General features: G+C 31.0%; 11 protein-coding genes and 1 pseudogene. 3 read left to right on the top strand and 9 right to left on the bottom strand.

Features of this window, described 5'->3' with window-relative positions; all coding sequences use genetic code 11:
• Positions 1 to 179 precede the first annotated feature (179 nt).
• Positions 180 to 638, top strand: coding sequence for a helix-turn-helix domain-containing protein (locus tag ES045_RS14985; RefSeq protein ID WP_147117092.1), 459 nt, complete (start codon positions 180 to 182; stop codon positions 636 to 638).
• A 142-nt stretch (positions 639 to 780) separates the two neighbouring features.
• Positions 781 to 1,431: pseudogene (locus ES045_RS14980) on the top strand (IS3 family transposase); the annotation flags it as partial.
• 258 nt (positions 1,432 to 1,689) lie between these two features.
• Here the strand turns inward: ES045_RS14980 and truB are convergent.
• The 7 genes from truB to ES045_RS14945 all read right to left on the bottom strand — a co-directional run bounded on the left by truB (position 1,690) and on the right by ES045_RS14945 (position 9,002).
• Positions 1,690 to 2,385, bottom strand: a complete 696-nt coding sequence (truB, locus tag ES045_RS14975) for a tRNA pseudouridine(55) synthase TruB (protein ID WP_147117090.1) — start codon at positions 2,383 to 2,385, stop codon at positions 1,690 to 1,692.
• A gap of 22 nt (positions 2,386 to 2,407) precedes the next feature.
• Positions 2,408 to 3,202 (bottom strand): undecaprenyl-diphosphate phosphatase, encoded by a 795-nt coding sequence (locus tag ES045_RS14970; protein ID WP_147117089.1) that lies wholly within the window; start codon positions 3,200 to 3,202, stop codon positions 2,408 to 2,410.
• 2 nt (positions 3,203 to 3,204) lie between these two features.
• The gene (locus ES045_RS14965; RefSeq protein ID WP_147117088.1) at positions 3,205 to 3,447 is read right to left on the bottom strand and encodes a DUF3098 domain-containing protein; all 243 of its coding nucleotides are present in this window, start codon (positions 3,445 to 3,447) and stop codon (positions 3,205 to 3,207) included.
• 3 nt (positions 3,448 to 3,450) lie between these two features.
• Positions 3,451 to 4,329: a cell division protein FtsX gene (locus tag ES045_RS14960; protein ID WP_147117087.1), complete on the bottom strand. Its 879-nt coding sequence runs from the start codon at positions 4,327 to 4,329 to the stop codon at positions 3,451 to 3,453.
• 73 nt (positions 4,330 to 4,402) lie between these two features.
• The gene (gene mce / locus ES045_RS14955; protein ID WP_147117086.1) at positions 4,403 to 4,804 is read right to left on the bottom strand and encodes a methylmalonyl-CoA epimerase; all 402 of its coding nucleotides are present in this window, start codon (positions 4,802 to 4,804) and stop codon (positions 4,403 to 4,405) included.
• Positions 4,805 to 4,817: 13 nt separating this feature from the next.
• A complete protein-coding gene (locus ES045_RS14950) occupies positions 4,818 to 6,239 on the bottom strand; it encodes a DUF5689 domain-containing protein (protein ID WP_147117085.1) in 1,422 nt (473 codons plus the stop codon).
• A gap of 12 nt (positions 6,240 to 6,251) precedes the next feature.
• Positions 6,252 to 9,002 carry a TonB-dependent receptor gene (locus ES045_RS14945; protein ID WP_147117084.1) on the bottom strand — a complete coding sequence of 917 codons (2,751 nt, stop codon included), beginning with the start codon at positions 9,000 to 9,002 and terminating at the stop codon, positions 6,252 to 6,254.
• Positions 9,003 to 9,133: 131 nt separating this feature from the next.
• Here ES045_RS14945 and ES045_RS14940 point away from each other — a divergent pair, with 131 nt between their 5' ends.
• A complete protein-coding gene (locus ES045_RS14940) occupies positions 9,134 to 10,195 on the top strand; it encodes an endonuclease/exonuclease/phosphatase family protein (RefSeq protein WP_147117083.1) in 1,062 nt (353 codons plus the stop codon).
• 270 nt (positions 10,196 to 10,465) lie between these two features.
• On the opposite strand, the gene ES045_RS14935 is transcribed toward ES045_RS14940, so the two are convergent.
• Both ES045_RS14935 and ES045_RS14930 read right to left on the bottom strand, forming a co-directional pair.
• Positions 10,466 to 11,995 carry an Rne/Rng family ribonuclease gene (locus ES045_RS14935; protein WP_147117082.1) on the bottom strand — a complete coding sequence of 510 codons (1,530 nt, stop codon included), beginning with the start codon at positions 11,993 to 11,995 and terminating at the stop codon, positions 10,466 to 10,468.
• A gap of 329 nt (positions 11,996 to 12,324) precedes the next feature.
• The gene (locus ES045_RS14930; RefSeq protein WP_100946965.1) at positions 12,325 to 12,615 is read right to left on the bottom strand and encodes an HU family DNA-binding protein; all 291 of its coding nucleotides are present in this window, start codon (positions 12,613 to 12,615) and stop codon (positions 12,325 to 12,327) included.
• Positions 12,616 to 12,626: the final 11 nt, after the last annotated feature.

Below are 12,626 nucleotides of genomic sequence, written 5' to 3'. Positions count from 1 at the left end.
ACAATAGACCTCGAAAAGTAATAGGTTATAAAACACCAAAAGAAATGATGGATAATGAACTTAAATTTGTAGCTTAGTATCATCAAAAAATAAAAACGCTTTGTTGCGTTAGAACATTGAATCCAAGTACTTTCCTGAAATAGGTTGACTAAAAATTAAACACTTAATTATAGTCACTTATGAAAACACAAAAACAACCCTGGCGAAAAAAAACGTACGAAAAAGCAACTTTAGAACTCAAATTATTCGTCGTTGACCAAATTCAGAATGGTCAGATTTCTACAAACTTTGCTTCCAAAAAATATGATGTTCCTAGAACAACCATTTCTTATTGGATTAGAAAATATAGTACCTTAGTACAACAAAATACGGGTATGGGTAAAAACGATGAAATAAAAAAACTAAAGGAACGTATTGAAGAACTAGAGTTTGTAAAAGACTTTCAGCAAGATATCATTGCGGATATGGAAATCATTACTGGAGTCGATTTATCAAAAAAGTCGTTACCCAAAACATTAGCGAAAGAGATAGAACTAAAAAAGAAAAACCGTTTAAAAGAAAATGGTTTTATCAGTGTTTTGGGATTAGTAAACAAGCCTTCTACAAAAGATGTAAAACACAAGAAGTCAAACAAATAAATCACGAAAAACTTATAGTAATGGTACAAACTTACCGCAAACAAGTAAGCATGAGAACTGGCGGAATTAAGCTTTATGCTGAACTAAAACCAGATTTCATAAAACAGGACATTAAGATCGGTAGAGACAATTTTACGACTTTTTAAGGCTTCATAACTTGCTCGTTCCGAAGCTTAAAAACTACGTAACAACAACAAATTCTAAGCATCAATTTAGAAAATATAAAAACCTAATTAAAGACCAAGTTCCTACTCGACCAGAACAACTCTGGGTAAGCGATATCATCTACATTAAAACCGACAATGGGCACAATTATCTAGCAATCGTTACAGATGCCTATTCGAAGCAAATTATGGGCTATAAACTAGATAATAACATGAAGACATCACTTTGCACAGAAGCGCTGGAAATGGCTATTAAAAATAGAAAATACCCTGACAAAAAATTAATTCATCATTCAGACAGAGGTTTTCAATACTGTAATCCTAAATATACAGCGTTTGCAGAAGAAAATGGCATAATAATGAGTATGACAGAACAATATGATCCGTATGAAAATGCAATTGCAGAGCGAATTAATAGAACTTTAAAATATGAATACGGACTTAGAAACTGTATTAAAAATACTGCCATTGCTCAAGAAGTTACAAAACAAGCAGTATCTATTTACAACAATTTAAGAACCCATTTTAGTCTCAATTTAAGAAAACCAGCGGAGGTACGTTTAAATCCAAACATCAAATACAAATCATATCGAAGAAATAATGTAAATTTGACTGAACTAACAATTTAGAACAAAACTAGTTCAAATTATTTTTTGCCTTTTAAACGGCTAAAAAAAATCTTTTGAACGGTATAAATTATCCTAAAAAAAGGTCAACCTATATCAGTATAATACAGTCCTGGAGAAACAATAATAACACCACCTTTAATTGCATTTTTTGAGCGATGCTTCAAATAAATAATAACTTAAGTAACGATTCTAAAATTATAGATTTGTAAAATGGACTAAAAATTAAATACTTTTAGAAATTAAAATTTGACATATATTCTACTGGTCTTCTTTTAAACTCTCGACAAAACCTTCAACAGAAAGTGCATCATCCACAGAAAAATCGCCAATTTTAGTTCTTCTTAAAGCCGATAAATGTGCACCAGATTTTAACGCATTTCCATAATCAAAAGCAATAGAACGAATATACGTTCCTTTACTACAAATAATTTTAAATACTACTTCTGGTAAGTTTATCTTTGTTATTTCGAAAGTAGCAACAGTAACTGTTCTTGCTTTTATCTCTGTAGTTTCACCTTTTCTTGCCAATTCATATAAACGCTTTCCGTCTTTTTTAATTGCAGAAAAAATAGGTGGTTTTTGCTGAATTTCACCTGTAAACTGTTTGGTCGTTTCGTGCAATAATTCTTCTGTAATGTGTGCTGTTGGAAACGTTTTATCTACCTCAGTTTCTAAGTCGTAACTTGGTGTTGTAGCACCAACAGTAAAAGTACCTGTATATTCTTTAATCTGACCTTGATATGTATCTATTTGTTTTGTCTGTTTACCAGTACAAATAATTAACAAACCGGTTGCTAAAGGATCTAAAGTACCTGCGTGACCCACCTTAATTTTCTTAATATTAAAACGTTGTTTTATCTCCCAACGCAATTTATTTACTACTTGAAAAGAAGTCCAAGTTAGTGGTTTATCAATCAATAAAACTTGACCGTTTTTATAATCTTCTTCAGTCATTTGTACTGATTTTATTCTAAAATTAATTTAAAAGAGCATATCCAATTGCAATACTTCCTACAACTGCACAATATATAGAAAAGTAAGAAAGTTTGCTTTTCTTCACTAAAGAAATCATCCACTTACAGGCTAATAAACCCGCTAAAAATGCCGCAATAAAACCTGCAGCAATAGGAATCATTTCAGATGATTGAAAACTTAAATCTCCGCCTAAAACATCTTTCCCTATTTTTCCGAAAATTAATGGAACCACCATTAGAAAAGAGAATTTTGCTGCTCTTGTTCTATCAATTCCTAGTAAAACTGAAGTAGAAATTGTTGCCCCAGATCTAGAAATACCTGGCAACATTGCAATTGCTTGAGAAACACCAATTAAGACAGCGTTAGAAAAAGAAACTTCTTTGTTTGTACTTTTTGCTCTGTCTGCTAACAATAATAATACAGCCGTAAGTATTAACATACAACCCACTAATAATATTTTTCCTCCGAAAAAAGATTCTAATTCTTTTTCAAAAACCAGACCTACAACCACTGCAGGGATCATAGAAATAATGATTTTTAATGAGAACTTAAATTCATCATTCCATTTAAACTGAAACAATCCTTTAAAAATTTCTATAATTTCTTTTCTAAAAATAACAATTGTACTTAATGCAGTTGCAAAATGTAAAACTACTGTAAAAGTTAAACTTTCTTCTGGCACTGAAGTATCTCCTAAAATTGCTTTTGCTAATTCTAAATGACCACTAGAAGAAACCGGTAAAAACTCTGTTAATCCTTGAATTATTCCAAGAATTATCGCTTCTAAAATATCCATCTTTATTTTTTAGGATTTAATAAAATTGCATAAATTTCAATTGCTAGACCAATAATTACTAAAGTTGGCGCTAAACGAATTCTTTGCCAATTGTAAATTTCTTCATTAAAAACTTCTGGATCGTCGCTTCCACCACCAGACATAAAGATAAATCCTAAAGCTATCACAACAATTCCTATCACCATAAAAGTGTAGTTCTTCTTTCCAAAAATAAATGCTGGTTTTTGAATATTTTCGTCTTTCATATTTTAATAATAAAGTTCATCTGTTTGTAAGTTTAAGAAACGTTGTGTTGCAAAAAATGTACTTAACCAAGTAATTATAAAAGCAGCTGCTAAAACACCACCAACTAAATAACTTAAAGAAACATAATCTTTTAACAACCCTAAACTTGGTGCAAAATTATCTAAATAATAAATAACAACCCCCAAACCTATTAATGCCACAAGTGCACCAACAAGGCCTAATTTTATGCTTTGCCAAATAAAAGGTCTTCTTATAAAACTTTTTGTAGCACCTACCATTTGCATGGTTTTTATGTTAAATCTTTTAGAGTAAATAGACAATCTTATAGAACTATTAATTAAAATAATTGCTACTAAACCAAAAAAACCACTAAACACCAAAAGCCAAAAGCTTATTCTTTTAATGTTTTTTGATATCAAATCTATTAACAGTTTATCATAAGAAACATCTGCAACAAATGCATTCTTAAGAAAACGAGTTTCTAATTCTTGCATTTTTTCTGGAGTTACATATGCTGCTTTTAGAAAAATATCTATTGAATTTTTAAGAGGATTTTCTCCTAGAAACTTCATAAAATCTTCACCAATTTCTTTACTATATTGCTTTGCAGCTTGGTTCTTAGAAGTGTAAACAATTCTTTTGGTAAATGCCTCTTCTACAATAGAAGCCTTAAAACCATCTATTTGTTTTTTACTCACTTTGTCTTTTAAAAATAAAGTAATAGACACTTTTTCTTTTACTCTATTAGAAACCAAAGTAGATTTTAAAAGTACCAAACCTAAAATACCAACCATAAAGAGTACCAAAGCAATACTAATTACAACAGATATGTAAGAAGAGGCTAAGCGTCTTTTTTGATAAGATTCGAATTTTGAAGGCATTTATAATGGGTTTAAAACGGTGGCAAGATAATAATTAGTACGCAGTTGACAGTAACTGTTAGCAGTAATTTAACTATTCTATTTCTTGACACAGTTCTATTAAAACCCCATTTGTAGTTTTAGGATGTAAAAAAGCCACTAATTTATTATCTGCACCTTTTTTAGGTACTTCATTTAAAACCACAAAACCCTCTTTTTTAAGCCTTTCGATTTCTGCTTTAATATCTGAAACCGCAAAGGCAATATGATGAATTCCTTCTCCTTTTTTATCAATGAATCTTGCAATCGGACTTTCTGGATTTGTAGCTTGTAGTAATTCGATTTTATTTGGTCCACTTTTAAAGAAAGAGGTTTTTACACCTTCAGAAGCCACTTCTTCTTCTTTATAATGTTCTTGCCCAAATAAGGAAGCATACAATTTGTTAGAAACTTCAAGGTCTTTTACAGCAATACCAATGTGTTCTATTTTTTTCATAAAATACAGTTAATTATTTTGCAATAATAGCAATATTATCTAACTCATACGTTCCATCAAAATTAATATTACCGGTTCCTGTGTATTTAAAAGCAATAAAGGCGGTACCAGAATAATTTGATAAATTAACATACGTAGAATGTACCCAATTTTTAAAACCCTCTCCATCTGAAACTATTTTGGCCGGTAGAACAGCCCAGGTTGCTAAAGCTATGTTTGCTGCTGTTCCATCCCAATCTGTCGAAATTAATACTTCTAAATTACTTCCGTTTCCAAAACTGTTAGAAGTCTCAAATGATAAAAATTCTTCTAACGTTGTGTCTAAATCGATTCCCTTTGTAATTAACCAAGCAACTGTGTTTGCGTCTCCAGAATTTTTAGAGCCAATTCTTGCTGCTTTACTTTGCGAATAGGTATCTGTATAAGATCTCCATGATTTTGTACCTTCTTGTCTATAATTTAGCCAATCTGTAATTGCAATTTCTCCGGAGGATGTTTCAAAATTCTCGTCTAATAAAATCGTAGAAAAATCATCTTCAGAACGTGTAGTACATCGATCACCAGACATGGTAACATCTTCTGTTGTATTTAAAACCAACACTAGAGAATTACCGCCGTAATCTTTAGAAACCACTGCACTAATAGTTCCACCACCGGTGGGTAAAGCTTCATTCCCAAAACTTGCAAACGAGCTCGTTTCAATTAATAAATTTGCATAACCCAATGTTTGGCAGGTTTGTATTTTGCGTTGTGTATCAAAATCTTCTGTAGGATCTACATAGGATTTTCCAGATAAATTAGACGGAAAGATAACATCATTTACCGTTACAAAAGTTCCGATATCTAAAGCGTTTAAACCTGCTAAAGAAACAGATTTCGGTATAATTGTTTCGTTTTTTTCAGAGCGAAAAAAGTGATTGTCAATTTGCTTTAATGAGACACTTTGTATTTCTGTTACGTCTGTTGCATTTATTTTACCTCCAATTGTAATAACACCATCACTAGAATTAACTTCTCCAATATAGAGGCCTTTTAAGCGAATGTAAACTTCTCTTCCAAAGTTAAATTTATTGTAACTATTATTTAAATTAAGAGTAATTTTAATTCCTGCCGTGGGGTTTTCTGGAGCATCTTGCATGTAAAATTCTCTAAAATAATTCCCTTTTGCATCCGAAGAAATAACATATCCTTTTACAATAATATCAGACACTATTTTGGTAGGATCATTTCCAGAAATATATAAACTTTTGAGATCTTTTATCGATTTTAACTCCAATTGATTGTTCTGAATACTATCTAATATTGCTGCTAATTTTAGACTTTCTTCAACACCTAAGTTTTCTGGAACAGTAAAATCGTTATCTTCTATACAGGCCGTAAAAAACATACTTGTTATAAAAGCTAGTATTAAGATGTTTGTTTTGTTTCTTTTCATTTCAATTTATTTTTAAAAACTTATACTCAAATTCATAAAGTAGGTTGCTCCTCTACCGTACCAATATTTGTTTCCAAACACAGGTTTATTCAAAGATTTATCTGCTTTAAGTTCATTATAATTTGCATTTCTACCTTGCTCAAATCCGCCAGATTTATACTTTGTATTTAGCAAATTATTTATGGTAGCAAATGCACTAATATAATAACCATCTATTTTCCATGATTTGCCACCAACTAGATTTACAACTTTATAATTATCAAATTTTTCTTGCTGTACTAATTTTCTAGCAATTTCCACATCGTAATTCGAAAACGTTAGCCCATCTGAATCTGTATAAAAATTGCTCGATCTTGTTAAAGGAGCAATATCTACATACGTATTTCTAAAGAAATTAGTTGTTGCACCAACCCACCAATAATCCGGATCTCTATATTCGAAACCAACGGAATATGCTTGATGTGGTCCTGCGGATATTTTATAATTTTTTAAGTTTGATGTATAATTTCCTGAACGACCATTTTCATCAAAAATGCCTTCATTTGTAACATCTGAGGTTAGATACAAATCCGGATTATTAGCATACGTAAAACGACCAATAGCAGCTGCTCCTTTTAGTTTTATTGTTGATGTAACTTGTGCTTCCAGCCCTAATTCTAAACCCAATTGTTTCTTCTCTATTCCTGATAAAATTTCTTGTACAAAAGCGGTATTATCACCTCCAATTCCATCACCAAAATAGAAAGAAATCTCTGTTGCATCTTTTATAGAAGTATAATACGCGGTTGCTCTAGCAGTAATAATGGGGCTTCTTCGAATGTAACTTAGAGCTGCAGAAAACATTTTTTCACGCTGTAAATCATCAACAATATTATTATTTTCTCTTGAGTTAGAGAAAGAGTTTCTAAGGGTTGGCGCTTGCGTTAAATAACCAACATTTGCGTCTATTAAATTCCGGCCATTAATTTTATAGGTACCACCTGCTTTTACGCCGTAATTTGTAAAACTAATTTCTTCTGATGTACCGAAAGAGGTGTTTTCAAAACGACCATTTTTATACAATCCTTCTCTTTTATTTATGATTTGAGATACGTTTGCAGCCAGAAAAAAATCAACTTTATTGTATTTGAATTGCACTTGTGCAAAAGCCTTCATTAAGTCTGAACTCAAGTTGAAATTATACTTAAATCGATCGCCAACACCAACAATTCTATTCGGATTTAGTACATCGTTTTGCTTTTCTGCTTCGGTATCTGCAAAATTATTAATATCTAAATACCCGTTTCCTCCTAACAAATCGATCACTTGTGCAAAATTTTCAGACCGAAAACGTTTATACTCTAATTTTCCGTTTACAGCAATATGATTGTTTATTTCTGAATTGTAAATGGTATTTACAGTAATTTGTTTGTCGTCATTTCTATCTTCATACAAAATATACGCGTTATTTAAATCTGCATTTGCTGTTGTATTGTTTGCATCAAAAATCTGGTTCCAATCTATTTGTCCATTATTTACAAAGTTTTCTTGAGAAGTGTAAGCGCCAGATAAATCATTATTTCTTAAAAAATAACTTGGTAATTTTTGGTAGTAAGTAGGACTTGGGTTTGAGCCTCCGTTGAAATCTAACCGACTATTTCCTATTTTACCAAACTGATAAGAGATGTTCGTCTGTAACGTAGCATTTTCTGAAACAGCCCAATAATGATTCAACATTAAAATAGGTTCTGCCACTTCTTTTATTCGAGAATTTATTTTTTTATCATTTAATACTCCCCAATATTCATTGTATTCAATTCCTTTTAAATCAAAAACTTCTTGGGTATTTGGTGAAGATTTTCCTCTTCTATTTGGTGTAAAAATTCCTGTAAAATTAATACTATGGCTCTCATTAAATTTCTTTTCTATGGATGTAAACAGCGCATAAGAATTGTAAGAAGTTCCTTCATTAAAGCCCTCTTTCCCTACTCTTCTACTTCCAGAAAAAGTCATTGCCCATCCTTTTTTAGAAAGCCCCATGGTATGTGTTGCCATAGCTCTGTGCACATAACTTCGGTTAGAAGAAGAATAAGAAATTCTTGTACCTGGTCTTTGTTGTGAAGCTCTCGTGTTCATGTTCGTAGACCCTAAAATACCACCAAAAGTAAAATTAGAAGGTGCCAAACCATTGCTAAATTCCTGATTTCTTAACACATCATTTAAACCACCCCAATTACTCCATTGTGCCCTACCATCGTAGATTTTATTCATTTCAATTCCGTTCATAAGAACTTTACCATTTCCAGAGTCTAAACCTTTAATTCTAAAAAAGGAAGAACTAAACTCGAAAGCAGCAGATCTTAGAAAAATGTCTTTTGATGCTTGTAAGAGACCAGAAATATTATCTGCAGCACTTGCATCATTGCTTAATTCATCATCTGTAATTGTAATAACACTTAAATCTTGTTGCTCTGTGTAGTCTTTATAAAAAAGAATGATTCCTAGATCTATTGGTTGCCCATTTAATTCTATAGGAAAATTTTGAGTTTCATAACCACGAAATTTAACCTCTAAAATAAAGTTTCCGTCGGTAAGGTTTTTAATTTCGAAGACACCATTAAGAGTTGTTTTAGAGGTAATAATTGTATTTTTAATACGGACAGAAACATTCGGTAAAGCGTTCTCAGAATTACTATCTACTACAGTTCCTTTTATTAAATTTTGGGAGTAATTTATTGTATAACACAACAGAAACAGAACTATGAACACAACAGTTTTCTTCATAACTTTTTCATTTTCAATTTTATAGCGTAGTAAAGCTACTATTTTTTTATCAGAAAAACACTGTCTATTTTAACTTTTATTTTTAAGGCTGCTTTTTCTTATGTAAGTTTGTAATTAAAAAAAAATAAAAAATGAAGAAGAAAACCCACTTATTAATCCTCTTATTGTTTAGCGTCACTATTTCTTTTTCCCAGAAAGATGAAAAGAAATACACCATAAGAACCGTTGCTTTTTACAATTTAGAAAATTTGTTTGATACTATAAATGATACTTCTATAAACGATGAAGCAAGCCCAATGATGGAGTTAAAAGCGAACAGATCTAAGGTTTATTGGGATAAGATTGATAAACTAGCAAGTACAATTGCACAAATTGGTTTAGAGAAAGCTAAAACGAGTCCTGCAATTATTGGTGTTTCTGAAGTTGAAAATCTTAATGTTTTAGAAGACTTAGTAAAATCAAAACATTTAATAAAAAATAATTACGGAATTGTGCATTACGACTCTCCTGATAAACGAGGAATTGACGTTGCTTTGTTATATCAAAAAAGATATTTTAAACCAGTATATCACGAAGCTTTCAATCCGAATATTTATAGAAACAATAGAAAGGTATTTACTAGAGATCAATTATTAGTTTCTGGTTATTTAGATGATGAGTTAATTCATCTTATTGTAAATCATTGGCCTTCTAGAAGTGGCGGCGAAGCAAAAAGCAGGCCTTTACGCGAAAAAGCAGCATACCAAAATTTAAAAATAATTCAAAAGATTAGAGACAAAAATGAGCATGCTAAAATATTAACGATGGGAGATTTTAATGACGACCCGATAAATTCTAGCTTTAAGAAAATTTTAAAAACGAAGCGAAAAAAGAAAAATGTTGAAGAAAACGATATTTACAATCCGTATGAAGATTTACACAGAAGAGGGTTTAATACTTTAGCTTACAGAGATAATTTGAATCTTTTTGACATGATTTTAATCTCGTCTCCTCTTTTAGATAAAGGAAAAAAAGACTATTCTACCTATAAAATGTACAAAGCTATGATTTTTAACAAGCGTTTTTTAAGTGATAAGAAAGGCAAATTCAAAGGCTATCCATTTAGAAGTTTTTCTAACGGAGGTTATACTGGTGGTTACTCAGATCATTACCCTGTTTATATGTATTTAATTAAGGAGAAAAAAGAACGCTAGTAAAGTTATGAAAAACATCTCGATACAATTTTGCAAAAAAGCAGCATTGCTCGATGTGAGATTGCGTAAATACTAAAAAAGAGGCGGACAGATCGAGTAAAATTTCTTTTTTCAGAAATTTTCTATCAAAACTATAAAGATGATTTTTTTTTACTTTTTTAATTTAGCATTACAAGCAAAACATTAAAAATATATGAAATAGAAAAACCCGAAACTTTAATAGTTTCGGGTTTTTTGATAATAAATTATTGCCTTTTACAAGTATAAAAATTAATCTTTTGGAGATTTAAATCTATAATGTAAGTATGTGTAAGCATCTCTAGGTATAATAGTAATCCACTTTTTGTGTTTTAAATACCATTTAAAACGAATAGAATTTACGCCTTTTAATAAATAGGCAGCAATAAAAGGATGCAAGTGTAATTGTATCTTTTTATTCTTTGGATTAGAGATAAATTTCTCTAAATCTGCTTCAATTTTGTCTAATAAGACAATTGGCGCTTCTACATCTCCACTTTTATTTGGGTTGGCTTCGGTAGTTTTTATACTTAACTCTGGTCTAACCCTTTGTCTTGTAATTTGTACCAAACCAAACTTACTTGGAGGTAATATTTTGTGTTTTGTTCTGTCAAAAGCCATTTGCTCTTTCAGGTGTTGAAACAATTTATTTCTGTTTTCAACTTTGTGCATGTCAATAAAATCTACAACTATAATTCCTCCCATATCACGCAATTGTAATTGACGTGCTACTTCAGTCGCTGAAATTAGATTTACTTCTAATGCAGTATCTTCTTGTGAGCCTGCTTTGTTAGAACGGTTTCCGCTATTTACATCTATAACGTGCAAAGCTTCTGTGTGCTCTATAACTAGATACGCACCTTTGCTCATAGAAACTGTTTTACCAAATGATGTTTTAATTTGTCTTTCTATTCCGTATTTTTCAAAAATAGGAGTTTCAGATCTATGCAATTTTACTATTTTTTCCTTTTCAGGATAAATTTCTTGCAAGTACTCTTTAATTTCTTCTTGAAGAGTTTCATCATTGGTTACAATACTTGTAAACGATTCATTCATAACATCTCTTAAAATAGAAGATGCTCTGTTTAATTCACTCAAAATTTTTGTTGGGGTATTTGTATTCGCGATACTTTTACACATCTTTTTCCAACGCTCTAATGAGTTTTGCAAATCTTTATCTAGTTCTGCTACCTTTTTTCCTTCGGCAACAGTTCTTAGAATAACGCCAAAACCTTTTGGCTTTATGCTTTTTGCTAATCTTTTTAATCGTTCTTTTTCTTTTGGATCTTCAATTTTTTGAGAAACTGAAACTCTGTTAGAAAAAGGAACTAATACCAAAAATCTACCTGCTATAGATAACTCGGAACTTAACCTTGGTCCTTTTGTAGATATTGGTTCTTTTACAATTTGTACTAATAGGTTTTGCCCTGATTTTAGCACATCATTTACACTACCGTCTTTGTTAATGTCTTCCTCAAATCGGAAGTTTTTCAAAGTGAATTCTTTATAATTACCTGTGCTTACTTTCTTAATGAATGCATTTAATGAGTTTACCTGCGCACCTAAATCATGATAATGTAAAAACCCGTCTTTTGGGTATCCTACATTTACAAAGGCTGCATTTAAACCTGTTAACACCTTTCCTATTTTGGCTAAAAAAATATCGCCAACAGAAAATTTATTACCAGTTGTTTCATTATTTAATTCAATAAGTTTTCCATCTCTTAATAAGGCAAAATCAATATCAGATGAATTTGAACGAATTATTAATTCTGTTTTCATGCTGAATTTGGTTTTAACACTGCACTTTATTGTGCAAATGGATTAATACTGTCAGGTATTTTGTAATACCGTGAGAAGATTTACTGCCTTACACTACGAGTAAATCTTCCAATGTCAATGAACTTGTTTTGTTTGATTGATTCTTTTTCGCTAAATAATAAACGAAAAAGTAAGCGTAAGCTTACTTTTTCTTCTTGTGTCTATTTGCTCTTGCTCTTTTCTTTCTTTTGTGTGTAGAGATTTTTGCTCTCTTTCTTTTTTTACCGCTTGGCATAATGTTTCGATTTTTTTTTAAATCCGTTAAGATTTAGATTAGTATTGTATTAATGTTATTTTACAGCAACTTTACTTTTTACTCCTTCAGTAAAAGTTTTTGCTGGTTTAAAAGCTGGAATATTATGAGAAGGAATCTTAATAGTTGTATTTTTTGAAATATTTCTACCAGTTTTTTCTGCTCTTGTTTTGATAATAAAACTACCAAAACCTCTTAAATAAACGTTATCCCCATTTTCTAAGGCATCTTTAACTTCAGTCATAAATGCTTCCACTGTTGCTAAAACATCTGTTTTTTCAATCCCCGATTTATCTGAAATTTTAGATACGATATCTGCTTTCGTCATGTCTCTATTTT

This window comes from Polaribacter sp. IC073 (assembly GCF_007997075.1).
In the GTDB taxonomy this organism is placed as follows: domain Bacteria; phylum Bacteroidota; class Bacteroidia; order Flavobacteriales; family Flavobacteriaceae; genus Polaribacter.
This window is presented reverse-complemented; position numbering and strand designations above follow the sequence as displayed.